Below are 21497 nucleotides of genomic sequence, written 5' to 3'. Positions count from 1 at the left end.
CCGCGTGAAGGGCGCCGTTACTTGACGTTGACCGCCGTCCAGGCCGCCGCCACCGCGTTGTACTCGGCGCTGCCGGACCCGTACAGGGCGGCCGCGGCCTGCAGGGTGCCGGTGCGGGCGCCCGCGTAGGTCGTGGTCGACGTGAAGTACGTGCTCAGGGCCTTGTACCAGATCTGGACGGCCTTGGCCCGGCCGATGCCGGTGACCGCGGCGCCGTTGTAGGTGGGCGAGTCGTACGAGACGCCGTTGATCGTCTTTGCGCCGCTGCCCTCGCTCAGCAGGTAGAAGAAGTGGTTGGCGACGCCCGACGAGTAGTGCACGTCGAGGCGGCCGACCGTCTTCGACCAGTAGTCGGCGGAGCCGCCGTCCTTGCTGGGCTTGTCCATGTAGCGCAGCGGGGTGCCGTCGCCGTTGATGTCGATCTTCTCGCCGATGAGGTAGTCACCGGGGTCGGAGGCGTTGTTGGCGAAGAACTCCACCGAGGTGCCGAAGATGTCGGAGGTGGCCTCGTTCAGGCCGCCGGACTCCCGGCTGTAGTTGAGCTTCGCGGTGGCCGCGGTCAGGCCGTGGCTCATCTCGTGGCCGGCCACGTCCAGCGAGGTGAGCGGGTCGGCGTTGGCCGTGCCGTCGCCGTACGTCATGCAGAAGCAGCTGTCGTCCCAGAAGGCGTTGGCGTAGGCGTTGCCGTAGTGGACGCGCGAGTAGGCGGCCCTGCCGTCGCCCGCGATGCCGTTGCGGTTGAACGCGGACTTGTAGAAGTCCCAGGTGACGGCCGCGCCGTAGGCGGCGTCGACGGCCGCGGTCTGGCGGTTGCCGACGGTGCCGTCGCCCCAGGTGTCGTCGGCGTCGTGGAACAGGGTGCCGGTGCCGGTCGTGCCGCCGTTCAGGTCGTAGGTCTTGTGACCGCCGCGGCCGCCGTCGATCAGGTCGTAGCCGCCGGAGGCGGAGGCGGTGGTGCCGATCGTGACCGTGCCGCTGTACCGGCTGGTGCCGGTACCGGTGTCGATCGCCTGGTAGGAGTAGAGCTTCTTGCCGGTGCGCGCGTCGGTGACGACGTGCACCTCGCTCGGGGTGCCGTCGTGCTGGACGCCCTTGACGACGGACTCGTAGGCCAGGACCGGCTTGGCGCCGGCCGCCCAGACGACCTTGCGGGAGGACGAGGCGGTGGCCTTCGCGGTGCCCGCGGCCTTGAGGGCGGTCTTCTTCGCGTTCGCGGGGGAGACGGCCGCGGTGGTGGTGGGCACGGATATCCGGGCCTTGGACGCCTTGTCGACGCCCTTGAGCGAGCCGTTCTTCGCGACGTGGGTGACCAGGTCACCGCCGAGGACGGGCAGACCGGCGTAGGTGCGCTCGTAGCGCGTGTGGACCGTGCCGTCGGCGTCCTTGAGCACGTCCCGGACGACCAGCTTCTCCTTGCCGCCGAGGCCCAGTTCACGGGCCGCCGCGCCCGCGTGCTGCTGGGCGGTCCTCAGCGCGGTGACCCGGGCGCTCGCGCTGAGCGGGAGGGCCGTGGCGCCGGGGGTGTGCGTGGGGGCGGCGGTGGCCGAGCCGTTCTGCAGCGCGAGAACGACCATCGCGGCCGAACCGGCCAGGGCGGCCGCGCGCAGGGCGGTCTTGCGCGAGGTGCGGGACGCGTGGGGCTGCTGTGTCACTCGATCTCCTTGGGGACTGGTCTCCGTGGGGTGGAGACACAGGCGGAACACAGGGGATGCACAGAGTTGCGGCGGGTGAGGAGAGAGTGACAGCAGCACGTCCTGTTTGACAGGGCGCCGACAACATTTTACGTGTTCGTTTCCGAAAGACGTGCGACGGAAACCGTTATGCGGACACGACTGCGGTGATCAACTGCCCGCTTGCACAGCGCAGTTGGGGCGTGGTTCGGCACACCGTCGCAGCCCCCGCCGGCGCCCGCCTCAGCCCTCCCGCTCGTCCGGCATGCGGGCAAGGCCCGGGGGCCACACCGGCGGATGCCGGTGTGCGTGAAGTCGTGCTCCCGGGTTCACAGCACCTTGCGCAGCACGGCGCAGGGGCGGCCGAGCGCGTGGTCGCTGCGATGGCCCACCACCTCGTAGCCCAGGGCGGTCCAGAAGGCCAGCCCGCTGGTGTTGCCGTCGAGCACGGCGAGCCGCACGGCCCGGCGGCCGGCGGCCCGGAAGCGCCCCTCGACCTCGCCGACGACCCGCCGGCCGTAGCCCCTGCCCTGCTCGGAGGCGTCCACCAGCAGCAGCCCGATCCAGGGGTCCGGGTCGGCCGGGTCCGGGTGCCGGGACAGGGTGATCACGAGCGCGACCAGCCGGCCCCCGGACCGGGCGAGCAGCACCTCGGCGCCCGGGTGGGCCCGTTCATCGGCCAGCAGGGCGGCCACCTGCTCGGGCCGTACGTCGTCCGGATCGGGCAGGTCCCCGCTGAGCGCGAGGAAGTCGCGGTGAGAGGCGTACAGCGCCGTCAGTTCGGTGAGCAGCGGGGCCGGGAGGTCACGGCCGGGCGGCAGCGGCTGGAGGATCACCCGGGCAAGGTAGCGCGGGAGCCCCGGCCCGCGGCCTGTTCGCCGCGTCCCGGGGCTCCCCGCCGAAGGCCCTGCCGGTCAGACGTTGACGCCGAAGTCCTGGGCGATGCCGACCAGGCCGGAGGCGTAACCCTGGCCGACGGCGCGGAACTTCCACTCGGCGCCGTTGCGGTACAGCTCGCCGAAGACCATCGCGGTCTCGGTGGCCGCGTCCTCCGAGAGGTCGTAGCGCGCGATCTCGGCGCCGCCCGCCTGGTTGACGATGCGGATGTAGGCGTTGCGGACCTGGCCGAAGTTCTGGCCGCGGTTCTCGGCGTCGTAGATGGAGACCGGGAAGACGATCTTGTCGATGTCGGCCGGGAGGGCGGCCAGGTTGACGTTGATCGCCTCGTCGTCGCCCGCGCCCTCGCCGGTGCGGTTGTCACCGGTGTGGACGATCGAGTTGTCCGGGGTCTGCTTGTTGTTGAAGAACACGAAGTGGGCGTCGGAGTAGACCTTGCCCTGCGTGTTCACCGCGATGGCGGAGGCGTCCAGGTCGAAGTCCGTGCCGGTGGTGGTGCGGACGTCCCAGCCGAGGCCCACGGTGACGGCGGTCAGGCCCGGAGCCTCCTTGGTGAGCGAGACGTTGCCACCCTTGGACAGGCTTACAGCCATGTTGGGAGTCCCTTCCCTTGTATCCGTGTATCTGTGCCGATGAAGCTACCGTCACCGGGGAGAACGTCGAGGGGGGTCCCGGCGGTTCCGGATCCCTTTACCTTTTTTACCCGGATGGTCCAGACGGCGAAAACCGGATGACGTGGGAGGGCCGCGGCCGGGAACATGGGACACATGTCCGGTCCCTACCTCATCCGCGGCTCCGTCTCGCTCCCCGAGGCCGAGCTGGCGTGGCGTTTCTCGAGGTCGTCCGGTCCGGGCGGCCAGCACGTCAACACCAGTGACTCGCAGGTCGAGCTGCGCTTCGACCTGGCCGCCACCGAGGCCCTGCCCGCGGTCTGGAAGGAGCGGGCGCTGCAGCGGCTGGCCGGGCGGCTGGTCGACGGGGTCGTGGTGGTGCGCTCCTCCGAGCACCGCTCCCAGTGGCGCAACCGGGAGACCGCCGCCGTACGGCTGGCGGCCCTCCTCGCCGAGGCGACCGCGCCCCCGCCCAAGCCCCGCCGCCCGACCCGCGTCCCGCGGGGCATCAACGAACGCCGGCTGCGCCAGAAGAAGGAGCGCTCGCAGACCAAGCGCGGCCGCTCGGGCCGCGACTGGGGATGACCGCTTCACGGCGGTGAGCCGGCCGCGCGGACGGAGCGCCGGCCGCGCGCATTCCGAAACCGATTTCCCCCGGTCGCGACCGCCGAATTCCGTGACCGTGGAATTCGGCGGCCGCGCGGTCAGCCCAACTGCCGGTAACGCCCCCGGAAATACAGCAGGGGGCCGCCCTCCGCGCTCGGCACCCGCGCGGTCAGCACCCGTCCGATGACGAGGGTGTGGTCGCCGGCCGCCACCCGCTGCTCGGTGCGGCACTCCAGGGTCGCCAGCGCGCCGCCCATCAGCGGGGCGCCGGTGACCTCGCCGCGGACGTAGGGCAGGTCCTCGAAGAGCAGGCGGTCGCTGATCCGTCCCTTCATCGCGAAACGGCCGGCGATGTGGCGCTGGCTCTCGGAGAGGACGGAGACGGCCCACAGCGGCTGTTCGTCGAGCAGGTCGTCCATGCGGGCGCCCGTCCGCAGGCTGACCAGCACCAGCGGCGGGTCCAGCGAGACGGAGAGGAAGGCGGTGGCGGTCATGCCGACGTCCTCGACGCCCGGCGCCGTGGGGTCGTCCGGATCCAGCGGCGGCTCCTGCGCGGTCACCAGGACCACGCCCGCGCCCAGCCGGGACATCGCGGCCCGGAACTCGTCGTTGCTCACCCCCTCAGCATGCCCGGAAGCGGAGGTGGCGGTGGGTGAGGGAGTCTTCAGCACACCGGAAACGCTAATCTCCGCCCCGTACGCGCCGCATCGGCCCTCCGCCCGAGCCTGGTCCTAGGTCCGGGGGACCACGCCGGGACGGCCCCGCGGTGCATCATGTGAACACGACGAGAAAGCCTCTCCCGGGTAAACGCACGGGGAAAACGCGGAAACTCCACCCAATTGTTCATGTTCGCCTGTGACTTGAGTCACAAGGGGCAGGAATTGTTGACCCTGTGTACCGAGTGGGGAGCGCGCTGTGATTCAGTGGCGGAGGAGCCGCAGGACCACGACTGGAAGCACACCTGACAGAAGCGCCGACGACAACCCTTGATTCGCTGCGAGGTCTCGGGGGGAGGGCGAGCATGGAGACCGAGTCGGAGCCGTATGTCCGCCTTGCGTCCCTGCGACAGCTGCACCAGGTCATGGCCGACATGAACACGGCCCGCAGCCTGGCGGACACACTGCAGTCGGTCGCCGACGGCGTCGTGGGCGCCCTCGGCTACGAGATGGCCGCCGTCAACCTGGTGCGCCAGGACGGCGACCTCGTCGTCGCCGCCTTCTCCGGCAACTCCGCGGCCGAGTCCCTCATCACCGGCCGGGTCGGCTCGCGCGACTCCTGGGACCGGCGGCTGGGCATGGGCGAGCAGTGGGGCGACCTCGTGTTCATACCGCACACCGAGGGCTGGGTGCTGGACGACGACGACGTCCCGCAGTGGTACACCGACGGGCCCGCCCCCCGCTTCGAGGACGAGTGGCATCCCTCCGACCGGCTCTTCGCCCCGATGTACACGCCCGGCGTGCAGGGCGGCTCCTCCGGTGAGCTGCTCGGGGTCATATCCGTCGACCGGCCGCGCAACGGCCGCCGCCCCGGCGCCTGGGGCCGCGAGGCCCTGCAGATGTACGCCTTCCAGGCCGCCATCGCCATCAGCAACGCGCGTCTACGTGCCAACATGCAGCGCGCCCTGGTCCGTCTCGAGCGGGACCAGCAGGCCCTCAGGGCCAGCGAGGAGAGCTTCCGGCAGGCGTTCGAGTACGCCCCCTCCGGCATGGCCATCGCCGAGATGGGCGGCGACCAGCACGGGCGGATCCTGCGCACCAACGACGCCCTGTGCCGCCTGCTGGGCCGGCCCGCCTCCGCCATGCGCCGCTACTCCTTCTCCGACCTGGTCCACCCCGAGGACATCGGCACCCTGCTGCGCACCTCGGCGGAGGGCGGCCGCGCGGAGCTGCGCCTCGGCCGCCGTGACGGCAGCTACGTCTGGGTCAGCCTGCGCAACTCCGTCGTCGCCGACGCCGCCGACGGCCCCCGCTTCCTGCTCACGCACGTCGAGGACATCGAGGAGCGCAAGCGCCGCGAGCTCCAGCTCGCCCACCGCGCCTCCCACGACTCCCTCACCGGCCTGCCGAACTCCGCCGAGCTGCGCTCGCGCCTCTCGTCCCGGCTGTGCCGGCGCCAGGCCCAGCCGGGCGTCCTGGAGTCCCTGGACGCGGCCTACGGCCACCCCGCCTTCGACGCCCCCACCGGGCACGGCTTCGACTTCGCGCAGGCCGGCGAGGCGTTCGACGGCTTCGACCACCACGTCCACACCATCGCCCCCGAGGACGGCCGCGACGACGGGACCAAGGGTCTCGCGGTCCTCTTCTGCGACCTGGACGGCTTCAAGTCGATCAACGACAGGTTCGGGCACAACGCGGGCGACGCCGTCCTCATCGAGGTCGCCCGCAGGCTCAGCAGGGGCGTGCGGGACGGGGACACCGTCGCCCGGCTCGGCGGCGACGAGTTCGTGATCCTCGCCGACGGACTGGGCAAGGCCGACGCCCAGGACCTCGCCGTACGCCTGCGCAACGAGATCATCCAGCCCATCCGCGCCGAGGGCCGGGCCGTCCGGGTGGGCGCCAGCTTCGGCATCGGCTGGGCCCACTGCGGCATGACGGCGGACGAAGTGCTGAAGTCGGCCGACGAGCGGATGTACGTAGAGAAACGATCTCGTCCCAAACAGCACCGCCGTGCGGGATGACCTCCAGGTCAGTGAGTTGATGCGAGGTGACTCACCCGTTTGGGGCAGCCGGAGCGGGTAGGCTCGCCATTCCACACGCGTATCGCATCCGCCCGCACCTGTTGAGGAGTACCAAGGGATGACGCCCGGCGACAACGGCGCGAGCACGCCCGAGGACGAGGACCCGTTCGGCTACCTGTACGCCGACGGACAGGCCAGAGGGGCCCAGCCGCCGTCCGGCGGTGGCTACGGCTACCCGAACTCGGTCAGCAGAGTGCGCGCGGTCGGCGAGCGCACCTACGGCGGCGCGCCGCAGGCGGCTCCGTACGGCCAGCAGCAGACCGTCCCGCAGCAGGCGGCCTACGGTCAGCCGAACGCCCACTACCAGGCTCCCGAGACGCTGCCCGGCGGTGCTCCGACGGGCCGGCAGTCCGCCCCGTCCGGCGGTGGCGGCGGCCGGCGCGGTCCCAACACCAAGGGCCTGCTGACCGGCGCGATCGCCGTGGTCGCCGTGGTCGTCATCGGTATCGGCGTCGCGATGCTCAACGACAGCTCCGACGACAAGTCCGGCAGCCAGGCGGGGGCCTCCCCGACCCAGGCGCAGAGCAGCGAGCCGAGCGCGTCGAGCAGCACGTCGGCGGCGCCGGGCGAGCTGCCGAAGACGGACGCCAGCGCGCTCCAGCTCACCGGCGGCGCGGCCAAGGCCTCGGACGTCAAGGGCGCGGAGGCCGCCGGCGGCACCTACGTGGGCGGTCTGAACACGGTCGGCTCCTCGGTGACCTGGACGGTCAACGACATCCCCGAGGACGGCCCGTACACCCTCTTCGTGAACTACAGCGCGACCGGTGGCGAGGACCAGTCGATGACGGTCACCGTCAACGGCAAGGAGTTCGGCAGCAAGCTGGGCATGAAGAACTACCGGCACGCGGCCGACGGGGACTTCGCCAAGGGCTGGACCACCTCCTTCGTGTGGCCGACCCTGAAGAAGGGCACCAACACCATCGCCGTCTCCTGCCAGGCCGGGGACAAGTGCAACGTCCTCCTCGACCAGATGTGGCTCAAGAAGGGCCAGGTCCAGCGGAGCAGCTAGGTCCGCGGACGCGGCCTAGGCCACGCTGACCACCCCGGCCACCGTGACCCGGGCGCGCAGGTCCTCGTAGGCGGCGGCGTCGAACTCGCCCGCCGCCGGTGCCCGTACGGTCGCCGCCGACAGGGCGACCGCCCGGGCCAGCCGCTCCGGCCAGGAGAGGCGTTCCACGAGGCCCGACAGCAGTCCCGCGACCGCCGAGTCGCCGGCGCCGGTCGGGTTGCCGTGGACGCGGGCGGGCGGGGCGGCGCGCCAGCGGCCCTCGGGGGTCGCGGCGAGCAGGCCCTGCGGGCCGAGGGAGGCCACGACCGCGTGGGCGCCCCGGCGCCGGGCGTCCTGGGTGGCGCGCGACGGTTCGTGGGAACCGGTCAGCTCGGCCAGTTCCTCCGCGTTCGGCTTGATGATGTCGGGGCGGGCGGCGACCCCGCGGCGCAGCGGCTCCCCGCTGGTGTCCAGCAGCACCGGGACGCCGACGGCCCGGGCGGTGCGGACCAGGCCCGCGTAGGCGCCCACCGGGACCCCCGGCGGCAGGCTGCCGGACAGGGCCACCGCCGAGGCGGTGGGCAGGAGTTCCTCGTAGCGGTCGAGGAAGGCGCTCCACTCGGCCGGCTCGATCTGCGGTCCCGGCTCGTTGAGCTGGGTCGTGTCGCCGGTCAGTTCGTCCACCACGGCGATGGTGCGGCGGGTGGGTCCCGCGCACGGCACCAGCGCGTCCGTCACCCCCGGCACGCGCGCGAGCCGTTCGCGCAGCACCTGTCCGGTGGCGCCGCCCGCGAAGCCGGCGACCGTCGCCTCGTGGCCGAGCGCGGCCAGCACCCGGGCCACGTTCACGCCTTTGCCGCCCGGCCGTTCGGTGACGTCCGAGACGCGGTGCGAGGCGTGCGGCCGCAGGGCGCCCACGCGATAGGTGATGTCGAGTGCGGTGTTCAGTGTGACCGTGAGGATCACCCGGGCCGACCTCCCCTCGAATGGCGTCGCCATCGGTTACCGGGGCCCTGATCATGCCAAAGAGACGGCGGCCGGCCCAGTGCGCGGGTCGGCAGCCGTCCTCGGACGCCCGGACGGATCAGGGCAGTTGGGGCGTGACGACCCATTCTCCTTGCCGCATCACGCCCTTGAGGTCGAAGTCGGCGTCCAGCAGCACCAGGTCGGCGTCCTTGCCCGGCTCCAGGGAGCCGACGCGGTCGGACAGGCCGAGCAGGCGCGCGGGGTTGGCACACAGGGCGGCGACCACGTCCTGGACCGGCAGTCCGTCGACGGTCACCGCCCGCTTGAAGGCCCGGTCGAGGGTGAGCGTGGAGCCCGCGATCGAGCCGCCCTCCACCAGTCGCGCCACGCCTTCGCTGACCTCGACCTCCAGCGGGCCGAGCAGATAGCGGCCGTCACCGCTGCCGGCCGCGTCCATCGCGTCGGTGATGAACGCGACCCGGGAGGCGCCGGCGTGATGGAACGCCAGCTCCAGGGCGGCCGGGTGCAGGTGCACGCCGTCGTTGATCAGCTCGACGGTGACCCGCTCGTCCTCCAGCAGCGCGGCGATCGGGCCGGGGGAGCGGTGGCCGAGGGGCGGCATGGCGTTGAAGAGGTGGGTGGCGACCGTGGCGCCCGCGTCGATCGCCGCGACCGTCTGCTCGTAGCTGGCGTCGGTGTGCCCGATCGCGGCGATCACGCCGTGCTCCGCGAGCAGCCGTACGGAGTCGACACCGCCCGGGAGCTCGGTGGCCAGCGTCACCATGCGGGCCCTGCCGCGGCCCGCGTCGATCAGCTTGCGCACCTCGGCCGGGTCCGGGTCGCGCAGCAGTTCCTCGGAGTGCGCGCCCTTGCGGCACGGGGAGATGAACGGACCCTCGAAGTGGATGCCGGCGATGTCGCCCTGCTCGGCCAGCTCGCTCAGCAGCCCCGCCTGGGTGACCAGCAGGTCCATCTCGTCGGTGACCGTGGAGGCGACCAGGGTGGTGGTGCCGTGCAGCCGGTGGGCGCGGACGGCCGTCAGCACGTCGTCCGCGGTGCCGGAGAAGGAGGCGCCGCCACCGCCGTGGTTGTGGATGTCGACGAAGCCCGGCACCAGCCAGTGGCCGCCGACGTCGAGGACCTCGGCGTCCGCGGGAGCCGGGCCCGCGGCCGTCGTGCCCGCGGAGTCCGCCGCCGCGGCCTGCGTGATCTTCGTGCCCTCCACGACCACGCGCCCGTCGTCCACCACGCCGGTGGGCAGCACCACCCGGGCACCTGTGAGAACCAAGCTGGGAGCCATCAGGCGGTTACCTCCGAGGGGTCGGTCGTGGGGTCGGTGGAGTCGAGGAGATCCCGGGCGAGCAGTCCCGCGCCCAGGCAGCCGGCGGTGTCGCCGAGGGCGGCGGGAACGATGGACGGCAGCTTCTGGAAGGTGACCCGCCGCCGGACGGCGTCCCGCAGCGGCTGGAACAACACTTCCCCCGCCTCGGCCAGGCCGCCACCGATGATCAGGGTGCGCGGGTCCAGCAGGGTGAGCGCGGTCACCAGCCCGTCGGCGAGGGCGTCCACCGCCCCCTGCCAGATCCGGACGGCGTTCGGGTCACCGGACGCGACGGCCTTCGCGCAGTCGGCGGCGTCCGCGTCCGGGTCCCCGCAGACCGCCGCCCACGCCTCGCTGACGGCGGACGCGGAGGCGTAGCGCTCCAGGCAGCCGTGCTGCCCGCAGGGGCAGGCGGTGCCGCCGGGCCGTACGACGACGTGCCCGATCTCGCCGGCGAACCCGTGCGCGCCCGACTCCACCCGGCCGTCCACGCCGATGGCGCCGGCGATCCCGGTGCCGAGGGCGACGAACAGGAAGCGGTCGGCGCCCTTGCCCGCGCCGATGCGGCCCTCGGCGAGTCCGCCGGTGCGCACGTCGTGGCCGAGCGCCACGGGGATGCCGAGCCGTTCGGTGAGCCGGTCGCGCAGGGGCACGTCCCGCCAGCCGAGGTTGGCCGCGTAGACGGCGGTGCCGTGCTCCTCGTCGACGATGCCGGGCACCGCGATGCCGGCCGCGGCGGCCGGCTCGCCGTAGCGCTCCAGGCCGTACGCGTGCAGCTCGGCGGCGAAACCGAGGATCGTCTCGACCACGGCGCCGGGCCCGCGCTCGCGGCCGGTGGCCCGGCGGGCGCGGTGCAGCAGCGCGCCGTCGTCGCCGACGAGGGCCGCCTTCATCCCGGTACCGCCCACGTCCAGGGCGATGACATGTCTCACGGGAGACAGTGTGGCCCGCGGACCCGTAAGAGGTCTAGTCCACTCACGTGGTGTAGACCTTATGTGTCCACATATTGAACGGTCAGACAGCAGGGTTGGGGCTTTGACGGTGCGTCGGCGTACGGCAGGAACGATCGCGGTGGTGTCCGCACTGGGCATGACGGCGGTTCTCGGCGGCTGCGGGAGCACGGGCTCCTCCGACGTGACGCTCAGACTCGTCGCCGCCGACTACGGCGACTCGGCGGCCACCAGCTCGAAGAAGTACTGGGACAAGCTGGCCGCCGCCTACGAGTCCGGGCACCCCGGCGTCAAGGTCGAGGTCAGCGTCTACTCCTGGAACGACGTCGACCGCAAGGTCAAGGAGATGGTCGACGCCGGGCACGCCCCCGACCTGGCCCAGATCGGCGCCTACGCCGACTACGCGGCCGCGGGCAAGCTGTACCAGGTCTCCGACCTGCTCTCCATACGCACCCAGGCCGACTTCCTCTCCCAGCTCGCCGACGCCGGCCAGTGGAAGCACGTGCAGTACGGCATCCCCTTCGCGGCCTCCACCCGGGTGCTCTTCTACAACAAGACCCTCTTCGCGCGCGCCGGCATCACCCCGCCCACCACCTGGGCCGAGCTGGCGTCCGACGCCAAGGCGCTGCGGGACAAGGGCGTGAAGTACCCCTACGCCCTGCCGCTCGGCCCCGAGGAGGCCCAGGCCGAGACCATGCAGTGGCTGCTCAGCGGCGGCTACACCGACAACGGCGGCAACGGCTACACCGACGACATCGGCACCTACACGATCGACTCCGCGCAGAACATCCAGACCTTCACCTGGCTCAAGGACGAGCTGGTCGACAAGGGCCTGACCGGTCCGGTCGCCCCCGGCAAGCTCAACCGCGCGGACGCCTTCACCGCCTTCGCCGACGGCAGCGTCGGCATGCTCAACGGGCATCCGGCGCTGATCCAGCAGGCCGCCAAGAAGGGCGTGAGCTTCGGCATGGTCCCGATGCCGGGCCGCAACGGCACGGCCAGGGCCTCGATGGGCGTCGCCGACTGGATGATGGGCTTCAAGCAGAACGGGCACGCCGAGCAGATCGGCGACTTCCTCGACTACGTCTACGCGCGCAAGAACGTCCTCGCCTTCTCCCGCGCCTACGGGCTGCTCCCCGTCACCGACTCGGCGTCCGGCGCGATGTCCCAGTCCGACGTGGCCGCGGACAAGAGCCTGCGCCCCTTCCTCGACCAGCTCCCCACCTCCCAGCTCTACCCCGTCGGCAAGACCTCGTGGGCCGCGGTCAGCGCGGCCGTCAAGAAGGACATCGGCCAGGCGGTCGCGCCCGGCGGCAGCCCCGCCGGGGTCCTGACCCGTCTGCAGGCGGCGGCGACGGCTGCCGACAGCAGCGACGCGAACTGAGCCGGCTGTCGGTGCCCGGCGCTACGGTGGCCCCCATGGAACTGGGCAGCCGCGAGAAGGCCATCCTCGCGCTGGAGCGCCGGGGCTTCGCCGGCCCCGGCGCGAAGGAACGGGCGATACGCGAGGAACTGGGCCTGGCGCCGGTGCGCTACTACCAGCTCCTCAACGCGTTGCTGGACGACGAGCGGGCGCTGGCGTTCGACCCGGTCACCGTGAACCGGCTGCGCCGGGTCCGGGAGGCACGGCGCTCCGAGCGCTGACCTTCCGCGCTCGCGCACACCGACCAGGCGTGACCCCGGCCCCCGCTGGATAGTGTCGCTGTATGGACCTTCTGCCGACCCCGGCGACCCGGGCCGGACGGGACGGGCTCGCCGCACTGCTCGCCAAGCCGCGCACCGCGGTGATCGGCCTCGACTTCGACGGCACGCTCGCCCCCATCGTGGCCGATCCCGAACAGGCCCGCGCCCACCCGGGGGCGGTGCCCGCGCTCGCCGCGCTCGCCCCCCGGGTCGCCTCCGTCGCCGTGGTGACCGGCCGGCCGGCCGAGGTCGCGGTGCGGCACGGCGGCTTCGCGGACGTGCCCGGCCTGGAACACCTCGTCGTCCTCGGCCACTACGGTGCCGAGCGCTGGCAGGCCGCGACCGGCGAGCTGACCGCACCGCCGCCGCACCCCGGCGTGGCCGCCGTCCGCGCCGAGCTGCCGGGCCTGCTGGACCGGGCCGGCGCCGGGCAGGGCACCTGGATCGAGGAGAAGGGGCGCGCGGTCGCCGTGCACACCCGCCGTGCGCAGGACCCCCAGGCCGCCTTCGACGCCCTGCGCGGCCCCCTCACCGACCTGGCCACCCGGCACGGCCTGATCGTCGAACCCGGCCGGCTGGTGCTGGAACTGCGCCCGCCCGGCATGGACAAGGGCGTGGCCCTGCTCGACCACGTCCGCGCCACCGGCGCGGGAGCCGTCCTCTACGCCGGCGACGACCTCGGCGACCTCCCCGCCTTCGCCGCGGTCGGGAAACTCCGCTCGGACGGCGTACCCGGCCTGCTGGTCTGCAGCGGCAGCACGGAGGTCACCGAACTGGCGGAACGCGCGGACCTCGTCGTGAACGGCCCCGAGGGAGTCGTCGGACTGCTCCGGGGCCTGGCAGCCCGGCTCAGCTGACCGGACGGCCGGCGGCCGGCGGGCAGCGGCCCGCCGCCGACCGACCGCCGGCCGTCAGTCGTCCAAGGCGGTCAGCTGGTCCAGGAACCAGCGGGTGGGGGGCAGGGCGGTGGCCGCGGCCGCGAGTTGTTTGGAGCGGTCCGCCCGCTCGGCCGGCGGCAGGGTCAGCGCCTCGTGCAGGGCGCGTGCCGTGCCCCCGATGTCGTACGGGTTCACCACGATCGCGCTCTCGCCCAGCTCCTCGTACGCCCCGGCCTCCCGGGACAGCACCAGCGCACAGCCCTCGTCGGAGACGACCGGCACCTCCTTGGCGACCAGGTTCATGCCGTCCCGGATGGGGTTGACCAGGGCCACGTCGGCCAGCCGGTACGCGGCCAGGGAGCGCGCGAAGTCGTCCTTCACGTGCAGCACCACCGGGGTCCAGCCGGGCGTGCCGAACGTGGAGTTGATCTCGTCCGCCACCCGCTGCACCTCGGCGGTGTAGTCGCGGTAGACGGCGAGGTCCTGCCGGGACGGGTAGGCGAACGCCACGTGCACCACCCGCTCGCGCCACTCGGGGTGGTCCTCCAGCAGTTCCCGGTACGCCAGCAGACCGCGCACGATGTTCTTGGACAGCTCGGTGCGGTCCACCCGGACGATCGCCCGGCGCCCCTCGCCGATCTCCGCGCGCAGCGCGGCCATCCGCTCGCCCACGTCCTCGCGGTGCGCCCGCTCGCGCAGGAAGTCCGCGTCCGCCCCGAGACCGTGCACCCCGATCCGGGTCCCGGACGGCACGCCGGAGTCCAGGACCGCCCGGCAGCAGTCGGTGAACGCGTCCGCCCACCGCCGGGTGAGGAACGCCGCGCGGTCCGCGCCGAGGATGCCCTCCAGCAGCTCGGCCGCGATGTCGTCGGGCAGCAGCCGGAAGTAGTCCGGCGGGGCCCACGGGGTGTGCGAGAAGTGGCCGATGCGCAGGTCGGGGCGGAGTTCGCGGAGCATCCGGGGGGCGAGGGCCAGGTGGTAGTCCTGGATCAGCACCGCGGCGCCCGGTGCCGCCTCCTCGGCCAGCGCCCGGGCGAACGCCTCGTTGTACGCCCGGTACGACGCCCACTGCCGCCGGAATCCGGCGTCGAAGACCGGCTCCAGCGGGGTCTGGTACAGCATGTGGTGCACGAACCACAGCACCGAGTTGGCGATGCCGTTGTACGCGTCGGCGAACACGGCGGCGTCGATGTCGAGCATCCGCACCCGCTGCCCGCCGGTGTCCTCCTCCGGCAGCAGCCCGCCGGCCGCCCGCCGCACCGCCTCCCGGTCGCCGTCGCCCAGCGCGGCGCACACCCACACCGCGCTGGCGTCGGAGCCGATGGCCGACAGGCCCGAGACCAGGCCGCCACCACCCCGTTTGGCGTGCAGTGAGCCATCCGCGCCGTCGGGGCGCACCTCGTACGAAACCGGTCCGCGATTGGACGCGACCAGCACCTCAGCACCGTGCCTGGAAGCCATAAGCCTCAACCTAGCCCGGCCCGGAAATACTCAAACGTACGTACCGCCCCGTCGGTTGCGGCGCTGTCCGTATACGGCCGTCCGGTCACCGCGCGTTCACGCCACCCGGCGGTGCGCGTACTCCGCGATCTCCGCCATCGGCGGCCGCTCCTCGGTGTCCACCGAGTAGGTGCGCGGCTCGAACCCGTCCGCGCCCCGCTCGAACTGGGTCAGGGACGGCCGGAGCAGATGCCCGCGGGCCAGCCTCAGCTGCGCCGTGCGGTAGATCGCGGCGGCCATCCGGCCCAGCGCCTGGCCGTCCTGGTGGCGGTGCTTGCGCACGCCCACGTCGACCTGCGCCAGCGCGTCCAGGCCCACCAGGTGCAGCGCGTCCACCAGCATGCCCAGCTCCACGCCGTAGCCGACCGGGAAGGGGAGCTGCTCCAGCAGCGAGCGGCGGGCCGCGTACTCGCCGCCCAGCGGCTGCACGAATCCGGCGAGCTGCGGCCAGTGCATGTTCAGCAGCGGGCGGGCCATCAGCTCGGTGACCCGGCCGCCCTGCCCCGCCGTCCGGCCGGCACCGGGCCCGTCGGGGCCGGTGAGGAGCGGCCGGTCGTACATGGCCTTGACCAGGTCGACGTGCGGGTCGGTGAGCAGCGGGCCCACGATCCCGGAGACGAAGTCGGAGGAGAACTCCCGCAGGTCGGCGTCGACGAAGCAGACGATGTCGCCGCCGGTCACCAGCAGGGAGCGCCACAGCACCTCGCCCTTGCCGGGGACGGCGGGCAGGCGCGGCAGGATGTCGTCGCGGTGGACGACCCGCGCGCCCGCGGCGGCGGCGACCTCGGAGGTGCGGTCGGTGGAGCCGGAGTCGACGACGACGATCTCGTCGACCAGCGGGACCTGCCGCACGAGGTCGTGACGGATGATCGCGACGATGTCGCCGACCGTCTCCTCCTCGTTCAGCGCGGGCAGGACCACGGAGACGGACTGGCCGGTGCGCTGCTTGGCGGCCAGGATCCGGTGCAGCGGGCGATCGGCCACGGACCAGGAGCGGGTGGCCAGCCAGCGCTCGACTTCTTCCAGCACGGTCTGCGGCTCCTCACTGTCGCGATCACCCCGGTGACGCGGTGTGATCCATCTCGCGGTACGGACGACTATCTCAACTGTCCTGGCCTTCGGTTACAGTCTTGAACAACGCCGATGACCATCGCATGTCGGGGGTCGCCGGCGCCCACAACCACATACAGCTCATCCAGAGGGGCAGAGGGAAACGGCCCGATGAAGCCCCGGCAACCCTCCAGTCGGTACTCGTAGACCAGACCAGATCTGATCGTCTCCGCGAGGCTCCCGGCTAGGGAAGGTGCCAAATCCGTCTCACGGCGAAGTGCGTCGTGAGGAAGATGAGGAGAAAGGGCCTCGCCTCCATGGCTGCGCAGACAGTTGCAAGCACCAGCAATCCCGTCGTCGATCTCGGTCCCGCCGCCGCCCTCAGTTGTCGCGAGTGCGGCCACCGGGTACCCCTCGGGCCGGTGTTCGCCTGCGAGGAGTGTTTCGGCCCGCTGGAGATCGCCTACGACTTCTCCGCGTACGACACCGAGGAACTGCGCCGGCGCATCGAGTCCGGCCCCGCGAACATCTGGCGCTACGCCCCCCTGCTGCCCGTCCCCGCGGACGTGGCCGACAAGCCCAACATCAACCCGGGCTGGACCAAGCTCGTCAAGGCCGACAACCTGGCGCGCGAACTGGGCGTCACCGGCGGCCTGTACGTGAAGGACGACTCCGGCAACCCGACCCACTCCTTCAAGGACCGGGTCGTCGCCCAGGCGCTGGAGGCCGCGCGGGCCTTCGGCTTCACCACCCTCTCCTGCTCCTCCACCGGCAACCTGGCCGGCGCCGTCGGTGCGGCGGCCGCCCGGGCCGGGTTCCGCTCCTGCGTGTTCATCCCGCACGACCTGGAGCAGGGCAAGGTCGTCATGGCCGCGGTGTACGGGGGCGAGCTCGTCGGCATCGAGGGCAACTACGACGACGTGAACCGTTTCTGTTCCGAGCTGATCGGCGACCCGGCCGGTGAGGGCTGGGGCTTCGTGAACGTCAACCTGCGCCCGTACTACGCGGAGGGCTCCAAGACCCTCGCGTACGAGATCTGCGAGCAGCTCGGCTGGCGGCTCCCGGACCAGATCGTCGTCCCGATCGCCTCCGGCTCCCAGCTCACGAAGATCGACAAGGGGCTGCAGGAGCTGATCAAGCTCGGTCTGGTCGAGGACCGGCCGTACAAGATCTTCGGCGCCCAGGCGGAGGGCTGCTCGCCGGTGTCGACCGCGTACAAGGCGGGTCACGACGTGGTGCGGCCGCAGAAGCCGGACACCATCGCCAAGTCCCTGGCCATCGGCAACCCGGCCGACGGGCCGTACGTCCTGGACATCGCGCGCCGCACCGGCGGCGCGGTGGAGGACGTGACGGACGAGGAGGTCGTGGACGCCATCAAGCTGCTGGCCCGCACCGAGGGCATCTTCGCGGAGACGGCGGGCGGGGTGACCGTCGGGGTCACCCGCAAGCTGCTCAAGGACGGGGTCCTGGACCCGGCGAAGACGACGGTCGTGCTGAACACCGGCGACGGCCTCAAGACCCTCGACGCGGTGGCCGGCACCGGCCTGTCCGCCACCATCCGCCCGACCCTGGACTCCTTCCGAGAGGCTGGCCTCGCATGAGCGTGACCGTTCGCATCCCCACCATCCTGCGCACCTACACGGGTGGCCAGGCCGAGGTCGCCGCCGAGGGCGCGACCCTCGCCGAGGTCATCGAGAGCCTGGAGAAGAACCACACCGGCATCGCCGCCCGGGTGCTGGACGACCAGGGCAAGCTGCGCCGCTTCGTGAACGTCTACGTCAACGACGACGACGTCCGCTTCGAGCAGGGGCTGCAGACCGCGACCCCCGACGGGGCCGGCGTCTCCATCATTCCGGCGGTCGCCGGCGGCTGACATTACCTTCGGTAATCGCGGTTACCGATTGTTCATGGAATGGCCTCCTCCGTGAGAGAAACGGAGGGGGCCATTCTGTGTGATTGAGCGCGGTAGAGTTGGGGAACGCGTTCCGGGTCCGCGGGTCGCGGGCCCCGGAATCATGCCGCGCGCCCGTCGAGAAACAGCCAAAGTGCGCGGTTTTTTTGCGGCTTTTAAGCCATTTGCGGGGCCCGACTTGCCCTGAATTCGCCTGAATTCTCGGCAGATTCCGGATCGGGCGCGTCCAGAATTCTCGTCCGATTGACCTGTTGCAGACGGCAGTTGGACAGATACATTCAGCCGCGGTCGACGCGTTCCGGCGCACGCCCCCGATCAATGGGGGGTGAGGTCTGACCCGGGTCCGCGAAGTGTGGATCTGTGCAAGGGCCAGTAATAGGGGAGTTAGGCATGGCTCAGGGCACCGTCAAGTGGTTCAACGCGGAGAAGGGCTACGGCTTCATCGCGGTCGACGGTGGTGCGGACGTCTTCGTCCACTACAGCGCGATCCAGATGGACGGCTACCGCACCCTGGAAGAGGGCCAGCGGGTCGAGTTCGAGATCTCGCAGGGCCAGAAGGGCCCGCAGGCCGACATGGTTCGCGTCACCGCCTGAACGTTCTTCACGCGAAGGGCCCACACCCCGTCCGGGGTGTGGGCCCTTCGTCCTGTTCGCCCCGGGCTGATCCCCCGGAGGCGCTTGCACTCGCCATGCCCGAGTGCTAATCATTGGCGTTAGCACTCTGAAGGTGAGAGTGACAACGAAGGACCGGGTCGGTGAGGCCCGCGGGTCAAGTGGTGCAAGGAACCACGGGGCCGGCGAGCCGTCCGTCGCGGGCGCGGGCGCGGTCCGAAGGAATCACCCCCAGTCCTGGAGGGACCACTTCACATGGCCAAGATCATCGCGTTCGACGAGGAGGCGCGGCGCGGCCTCGAGCGCGGCATGAACCAGCTCGCGGACGCCGTCAAGGTGACGCTCGGCCCCAAGGGCCGCAACGTCGTCCTCGAGAAGAAGTGGGGCGCCCCCACGATCACCAACGACGGTGTCTCCATCGCCAAGGAGATCGAGCTCGAGGACCCGTACGAGAAGATCGGCGCCGAGCTGGTCAAGGAAGTCGCCAAGAAGACGGACGACGTCGCCGGTGACGGTACGACCACCGCCACCGTGCTCGCCCAGGCCCTGGTCAAGGAGGGTCTGCGCAACGTCGCCGCCGGTGCCAACCCGATGGCCCTGAAGCGCGGTATCGAGAAGGCCGTCGAGGCCGTCTCCGCCGCCCTGCTGGAGCAGGCGAAGGACGTGGAGACGAAGGAGCAGATCGCCTCCACCGCGTCCATCTCCGCCGCCGACACCCAGATCGGCGAGCTGATCGCCGAGGCCATGGACAAGGTCGGCAAGGAAGGCGTCATCACCGTCGAGGAGAGCAACACCTTCGGTCTGGAGCTCGAGCTCACCGAGGGCATGCGCTTCGACAAGGGCTACATCTCCGCCTACTTCGCCACCGACATGGAGCGCATGGAGGCGTCGCTCGAGGACCCGTACATCCTCATCGCGAACTCCAAGATCAGCTCCGTCAAGGACCTGCTCCCGCTGCTGGAGAAGGTCATGCAGTCGGGCAAGCCGCTGCTGATCATCGCCGAGGACGTCGAGGGCGAGGCCCTGTCGACCCTGGTCGTGAACAAGATCCGCGGCACCTTCAAGTCCGTCGCCGTCAAGGCCCCGGGCTTCGGCGACCGCCGCAAGGCCATGCTCGGCGACATCGCCATCCTCACGGGCGGCGAGGTCATCTCCGAGGAGGTCGGCCTCAAGCTGGAGAACGCGACCCTGGACCTCCTGGGCCGCGCCCGCAAGGTCGTCATCACCAAGGACGAGACCACCATCGTCGACGGTGCCGGTTCCTCGGACCAGGTCAACGGCCGGGTGAACCAGATCCGCGCCGAGATCGAGAACAGCGACTCGGACTACGACCGCGAGAAGCTGCAGGAGCGCCTGGCGAAGCTCGCCGGCGGTGTCGCGGTCATCAAGGCCGGTGCCGCCACCGAGGTGGAGCTCAAGGAGCGCAAGCACCGCATCGAGGACGCCGTCCGCAACGCGAAGGCCGCCGTCGAGGAGGGCATCGTCGCCGGTGGTGGCGTGGCCCTGCTGCAGGCCTCCTCGGTCTTCGAGAAGCTGGACCTGGAGGGTGACGAGGCGACCGGCGCCAACGCCGTGAAGCTCGCGCTCGAGGCCCCGCTGAAGCAGATCGCCGTCAACGGTGGTCTCGAGGGTGGCGTCGTCGTGGAGAAGGTGCGCAACCTGGCCGTCGGCCACGGTCTGAACGCCGCCACCGGCGAGTACGTCGACATGATCGCCGAAGGCATCATCGACCCGGCGAAGGTGACCCGTTCCGCGCTGCAGAACGCCGCCTCCATCGCCGCGCTGTTCCTCACCACCGAGGCCGTCATCGCCGACAAGCCGGAGAAGGCCGCCGCGGCCGCCCCGGGCGGCATGCCGGGCGGTGACATGGACTTCTGATCGACCTGACGGTTGATCGCCTGTCCTACGGACCGAGGGCGGTACCCCCAGCTTCTGGCGGGGGGTACCGCCCTCGGGCGTGTCCGGGGCCGGCCACGGAGCGGGGCCAGGCATCGTCCTGCAGTCGCTGCAGCTCTTCCAGTTCGCTTACGGGGATGAGCGCGGCGGCAGGTCTGCCGTACGCGGTGATCAGGATGTGCTCCTGGCCGTGTCGGACCCGGCCGACCAGCTTGCCGAGCTGGTTTCGTGCCTCCGCGAGCGGATACGTCCTCATCCCCGTGCCCTTTCACGCCGCCGCTGGGACATCGAGGCCCGGATCGCGTCTGCGTGGGCGTGGATTGCCGGGGCGGTCAGGGGCGTGGGGAGGCGCGTGGGGGCGCGTTCGCTCCGGCAGCCGCCGCAGACGCCTCCCGGCAGGGCCTCCGGCCGTCCCGGCACCCCGCATTCCGCACACTCCAGGATCCGGCGGGGTGCCGGGTGGGGGACCGGTTCCGGTGGGAGCTTGTCGACCAGGCGGCGGTGGACCAGGGCGGCCGGGTGGTGGACCGGTGTCGGCAGTCCCTCGCTCAGTGCGCGGAGCACGGCCTCGTCGGTGGCCCCACGCGCGAACCACTCCGTGAGGAGCGGGGCGAGCGCGGCGCACTCGGCGGCGGAGAGGGACAGTACGGGTGCCGTGCGCCCGAGGGCGGCGAGGAGGACGTGGGCGCGGGAGCGGGTGGGCCCGGCCCTTTCGGGCGGCCGCGGGTCCTCCGGTACGGCGCCGCGCGTGAACGCCGCCCACCAGGCGTCGTCGCGTGCGGTACGGGACCACCACGATCGGGTGATCCAGCGCGAACCCCCGTCCTGCGTCTCCAGCCGCTCCCTGCCACGCCGCAAGTGCCCCGCCGCCTGGATGCGGTTGAGGGCCGTACGCAGTGCGCACTGGCCGTAGGGAAGCTGCTTGGCCAGCGTTTTCACGGAGATGTCGGCGCCCTGGGGGAGCCGGTCGACGTACGCGGCGACGGCCGCCTCGCGGGGCGGAAGGTGCCCGAAGTCGTGCTTGGTGCGCCGGTGTTGGTCCGGCGCGGAGCGCTTGCCGTAACCCGGATTGGCCATCGGGTGCGAGGACGCGTGCGCGGGCGGGAGGGCAGGGTTAGTCTTGGTGTCAGCCACGGGATCGCCTTTTCCGATCTCGGAGGTCAAGCCCCCGCAGGTGTTGGCGCACCTGGCGGGGGCTGTTCGTTATGCGGGACGCTAGA

Annotated in this window: 21 protein-coding genes and 1 riboswitch; of the genes, 10 read left to right on the top strand and 11 right to left on the bottom strand. The window is 71.6% G+C overall.

Annotation, left to right across the window (positions count from 1 at the left end):
- Positions 1–17: 17 nt before the first annotated feature.
- From B446_RS17565 to B446_RS17555, 3 genes are all read right to left on the bottom strand, one after another.
- Entirely contained in the window at positions 18–1574 is a 1557-nt protein-coding gene (locus B446_RS17565) for a M4 family metallopeptidase (protein WP_078614909.1), read from the bottom strand.
- 425 nt (positions 1575–1999) lie between these two features.
- Entirely contained in the window at positions 2000–2506 is a 507-nt protein-coding gene (locus tag B446_RS17560) for a GNAT family N-acetyltransferase (RefSeq protein ID WP_020940796.1), read from the bottom strand.
- Between the two features lie 78 nt (positions 2507–2584).
- The gene (locus B446_RS17555) at positions 2585–3160 is read right to left on the bottom strand and encodes a TerD family protein (protein WP_020940795.1); all 576 of its coding nucleotides are present in this window, start codon (positions 3158–3160) and stop codon (positions 2585–2587) included.
- A 165-nt stretch (positions 3161–3325) separates the two neighbouring features.
- Here B446_RS17555 and arfB point away from each other — a divergent pair, with 165 nt between their 5' ends.
- Positions 3326–3763 carry an alternative ribosome rescue aminoacyl-tRNA hydrolase ArfB gene (arfB, locus tag B446_RS17550; protein WP_043475886.1) on the top strand — a complete coding sequence of 146 codons (438 nt, stop codon included), beginning with the start codon at positions 3326–3328 and terminating at the stop codon, positions 3761–3763.
- A gap of 119 nt (positions 3764–3882) precedes the next feature.
- On the opposite strand, the gene B446_RS17545 is transcribed toward arfB, so the two are convergent.
- Positions 3883–4455 carry a flavin reductase family protein gene (locus B446_RS17545; RefSeq protein WP_078614738.1) on the bottom strand — a complete coding sequence of 191 codons (573 nt, stop codon included), beginning with the start codon at positions 4453–4455 and terminating at the stop codon, positions 3883–3885.
- Between the two features lie 350 nt (positions 4456–4805).
- On the opposite strand from B446_RS17545, the gene cdgB reads away from it, so the two are divergent.
- Both cdgB and B446_RS17535 read left to right on the top strand, forming a co-directional pair.
- The gene (cdgB, locus tag B446_RS17540; protein WP_020940792.1) at positions 4806–6461 is read left to right on the top strand and encodes a diguanylate cyclase CdgB; all 1656 of its coding nucleotides are present in this window, start codon (positions 4806–4808) and stop codon (positions 6459–6461) included.
- Between the two features lie 118 nt (positions 6462–6579).
- On the top strand, positions 6580–7530 hold the full coding sequence (locus tag B446_RS17535) for a hypothetical protein (RefSeq protein ID WP_020940791.1): 951 nt from the start codon (positions 6580–6582) through the stop codon (positions 7528–7530).
- Positions 7531–7545: 15 nt separating this feature from the next.
- On the opposite strand, the gene B446_RS17530 is transcribed toward B446_RS17535, so the two are convergent.
- The 3 genes from B446_RS17530 to B446_RS17520 form a co-directional block, all read right to left on the bottom strand.
- The gene (locus tag B446_RS17530; RefSeq protein WP_020940790.1) at positions 7546–8475 is read right to left on the bottom strand and encodes a 1-phosphofructokinase family hexose kinase; all 930 of its coding nucleotides are present in this window, start codon (positions 8473–8475) and stop codon (positions 7546–7548) included.
- A 118-nt stretch (positions 8476–8593) separates the two neighbouring features.
- Positions 8594–9775, bottom strand: coding sequence for an N-acetylglucosamine-6-phosphate deacetylase (nagA, locus tag B446_RS17525; protein ID WP_043475883.1), 1182 nt, complete (start codon positions 9773–9775; stop codon positions 8594–8596).
- On the bottom strand, positions 9775–10728 hold the full coding sequence (locus B446_RS17520) for an ROK family protein (protein ID WP_043475881.1): 954 nt from the start codon (positions 10726–10728) through the stop codon (positions 9775–9777). The genes nagA and B446_RS17520 overlap by 1 nt, the downstream gene beginning before the upstream one ends.
- Before the next feature lie 139 nt (positions 10729–10867).
- Here B446_RS17520 and B446_RS17515 point away from each other — a divergent pair, with 139 nt between their 5' ends.
- From B446_RS17515 to otsB, 3 genes are all read left to right on the top strand, one after another.
- Positions 10868–12130: an extracellular solute-binding protein gene (locus tag B446_RS17515; RefSeq protein ID WP_020940787.1), complete on the top strand. Its 1263-nt coding sequence runs from the start codon at positions 10868–10870 to the stop codon at positions 12128–12130.
- A gap of 35 nt (positions 12131–12165) precedes the next feature.
- Positions 12166–12390, top strand: coding sequence for a DUF3263 domain-containing protein (locus B446_RS17510; protein ID WP_020940786.1), 225 nt, complete (start codon positions 12166–12168; stop codon positions 12388–12390).
- A 62-nt stretch (positions 12391–12452) separates the two neighbouring features.
- Entirely contained in the window at positions 12453–13286 is an 834-nt protein-coding gene (gene otsB / locus B446_RS17505; protein ID WP_020940785.1) for a trehalose-phosphatase, read from the top strand.
- Between the two features lie 54 nt (positions 13287–13340).
- Here otsB and B446_RS17500 read toward each other — a convergent pair whose 3' ends face one another.
- The gene (locus B446_RS17500) at positions 13341–14768 is read right to left on the bottom strand and encodes an alpha,alpha-trehalose-phosphate synthase (UDP-forming) (protein ID WP_020940784.1); all 1428 of its coding nucleotides are present in this window, start codon (positions 14766–14768) and stop codon (positions 13341–13343) included.
- A 96-nt stretch (positions 14769–14864) separates the two neighbouring features.
- A complete protein-coding gene (locus B446_RS17495) occupies positions 14865–15836 on the bottom strand; it encodes a glucosyl-3-phosphoglycerate synthase (RefSeq protein ID WP_020940783.1) in 972 nt (323 codons plus the stop codon).
- 159 nt (positions 15837–15995) lie between these two features.
- A riboswitch (SAM riboswitch) is annotated at positions 15996–16157 on the top strand.
- Between the two features lie 17 nt (positions 16158–16174).
- Here B446_RS17495 and thrC point away from each other — a divergent pair.
- From thrC to groL, 4 genes are all read left to right on the top strand, one after another.
- Positions 16175–17458, top strand: coding sequence for a threonine synthase (thrC, locus tag B446_RS17490; RefSeq protein WP_043475874.1), 1284 nt, complete (start codon positions 16175–16177; stop codon positions 17456–17458).
- On the top strand, positions 17455–17730 hold the full coding sequence (locus B446_RS17485) for a MoaD/ThiS family protein (RefSeq protein WP_020940781.1): 276 nt from the start codon (positions 17455–17457) through the stop codon (positions 17728–17730). The genes thrC and B446_RS17485 overlap by 4 nt, the downstream gene beginning before the upstream one ends.
- 429 nt (positions 17731–18159) lie before the next feature.
- Complete coding sequence (locus B446_RS17480) at positions 18160–18363, top strand: cold-shock protein (protein WP_004986573.1); 204 nt, start codon at positions 18160–18162, stop codon at positions 18361–18363.
- A gap of 273 nt (positions 18364–18636) precedes the next feature.
- Entirely contained in the window at positions 18637–20259 is a 1623-nt protein-coding gene (gene groL / locus B446_RS17475) for a chaperonin GroEL (protein WP_020940780.1), read from the top strand.
- A 25-nt stretch (positions 20260–20284) separates the two neighbouring features.
- Here groL and B446_RS41140 read toward each other — a convergent pair whose 3' ends face one another.
- Entirely contained in the window at positions 20285–20533 is a 249-nt protein-coding gene (locus B446_RS41140; protein ID WP_078614736.1) for a type II toxin-antitoxin system Phd/YefM family antitoxin, read from the bottom strand.
- Positions 20530–21354 carry a hypothetical protein gene (locus tag B446_RS17470; protein WP_020940779.1) on the bottom strand — a complete coding sequence of 275 codons (825 nt, stop codon included), beginning with the start codon at positions 21352–21354 and terminating at the stop codon, positions 20530–20532. Before B446_RS17470 ends, B446_RS41140 begins: the two co-directional genes overlap by 4 nt.
- Between the last annotated feature and the right edge of the window lie 143 nt (positions 21355–21497).

Origin of the sequence: Streptomyces collinus Tu 365, from assembly GCF_000444875.1 — a bacterium.
Taxonomy (GTDB): domain Bacteria; phylum Actinomycetota; class Actinomycetes; order Streptomycetales; family Streptomycetaceae; genus Streptomyces; species Streptomyces collinus_A.
This window is presented reverse-complemented; position numbering and strand designations above follow the sequence as displayed.

What these genes read in the sequence shown, in the direction of transcription:
- B446_RS17555 (WP_020940795.1), bottom strand. Translation starts at nt 3,160, where the DNA reads ATGGCTGTAAGCCTGTCCAAGGGTGGCAACGTCTCGCTCACCAAGGAG.
- B446_RS17500 (WP_020940784.1), bottom strand. Translation starts at nt 14,768, where the DNA reads ATGGCTTCCAGGCACGGTGCTGAGGTGCTGGTCGCGTCCAATCGCGGA.
- B446_RS17510 (WP_020940786.1), top strand. Translation starts at nt 12,166, where the DNA reads ATGGAACTGGGCAGCCGCGAGAAGGCCATCCTCGCGCTGGAGCGCCGG.
- B446_RS17485 (WP_020940781.1), top strand. Translation starts at nt 17,455, where the DNA reads ATGAGCGTGACCGTTCGCATCCCCACCATCCTGCGCACCTACACGGGT.
- arfB (WP_043475886.1), top strand. Translation starts at nt 3,326, where the DNA reads ATGGGACACATGTCCGGTCCCTACCTCATCCGCGGCTCCGTCTCGCTC.
- cdgB (WP_020940792.1), top strand. Translation starts at nt 4,806, where the DNA reads ATGGAGACCGAGTCGGAGCCGTATGTCCGCCTTGCGTCCCTGCGACAG.
- B446_RS17470 (WP_020940779.1), bottom strand. Translation starts at nt 21,354, where the DNA reads ATGGCCAATCCGGGTTACGGCAAGCGCTCCGCGCCGGACCAACACCGG.
- otsB (WP_020940785.1), top strand. Translation starts at nt 12,453, where the DNA reads ATGGACCTTCTGCCGACCCCGGCGACCCGGGCCGGACGGGACGGGCTC.
- B446_RS17565 (WP_078614909.1), bottom strand. Translation starts at nt 1,574, where the DNA reads ATGGTCGTTCTCGCGCTGCAGAACGGCTCGGCCACCGCCGCCCCCACG.
- B446_RS17535 (WP_020940791.1), top strand. Translation starts at nt 6,580, where the DNA reads ATGACGCCCGGCGACAACGGCGCGAGCACGCCCGAGGACGAGGACCCG.
- nagA (WP_043475883.1), bottom strand. Translation starts at nt 9,775, where the DNA reads ATGGCTCCCAGCTTGGTTCTCACAGGTGCCCGGGTGGTGCTGCCCACC.
- groL (WP_020940780.1), top strand. Translation starts at nt 18,637, where the DNA reads ATGGCCAAGATCATCGCGTTCGACGAGGAGGCGCGGCGCGGCCTCGAG.
- B446_RS41140 (WP_078614736.1), bottom strand. Translation starts at nt 20,533, where the DNA reads ATGAGGACGTATCCGCTCGCGGAGGCACGAAACCAGCTCGGCAAGCTG.
- B446_RS17480 (WP_004986573.1), top strand. Translation starts at nt 18,160, where the DNA reads ATGGCTCAGGGCACCGTCAAGTGGTTCAACGCGGAGAAGGGCTACGGC.
- thrC (WP_043475874.1), top strand. Translation starts at nt 16,175, where the DNA reads ATGGCTGCGCAGACAGTTGCAAGCACCAGCAATCCCGTCGTCGATCTC.